Annotated in this window: 1 protein-coding gene; it reads left to right on the plus strand. The window is 30.5% G+C overall.

The genetic code is table 11. From position 1 onward, the window contains the following. The coding region (locus tag ACFQ0I_RS17350) for a hypothetical protein (RefSeq protein ID WP_379944256.1) at positions 1-562 on the plus strand (562 nt) is incomplete at its 5' end. Between the last annotated feature and the right edge of the window lie 93 nt (positions 563-655).

Below are 655 nucleotides of genomic sequence, written 5' to 3' on the forward strand. Positions count from 1 at the left end.
ACATAAACGTTACCCAACATTTGAAAACGACCATATGACTAAACGAGATTTTTTCAGAATTTTAATAAAAATTTTCGCTTTATATTCAATAATTCTGACTGTATTTACTTGGATCCCTTCGAATTTAATGTACACATTCTATAATTTTGAATTAATGCCAATATTAGCTGGTTTGGGTTTTACCCTTTTGGCTTTTTTAATCTATTATTTCCTGATTAAAAAAACTGACCAAATAATTGACTTTATTAAACTCGATAAGGGATTCGACAACGAAAAAATAGAATTTGGAGGTTTAGAAACTAACAAAATTTTAATGCTGGGAATAATACTAATTGGCGGACTATTGCTAATCTCGAATTTAACTGACTTTATCCAATATTCTTTCCTTGCTTTTAAAAACAATGTTCAAAAAGGCGGACTGAATATATTTCTCAACGAAGCAGGAACTGACTATTTTAACTGGACATTTTCTGGAATAAACATAATAACAGGCTATTTACTTTTAACAAACTATGAAAAAGTTGCCAAATGGTTGAATCGGAAAGAAAAAAACGTTGGGTAACACCGTATAAAAAAAATTGCTAGTTTTAGCTTAACCAAAGTTAGTTGCTCGTTTGCTAGCTTCTGATTTTCCTTCGGAAAATCCTCGCACACA

Origin of the sequence: Mariniflexile aquimaris (assembly GCF_042676825.1) — a bacterium.
Taxonomy (GTDB): domain Bacteria; phylum Bacteroidota; class Bacteroidia; order Flavobacteriales; family Flavobacteriaceae; genus Mariniflexile; species Mariniflexile aquimaris.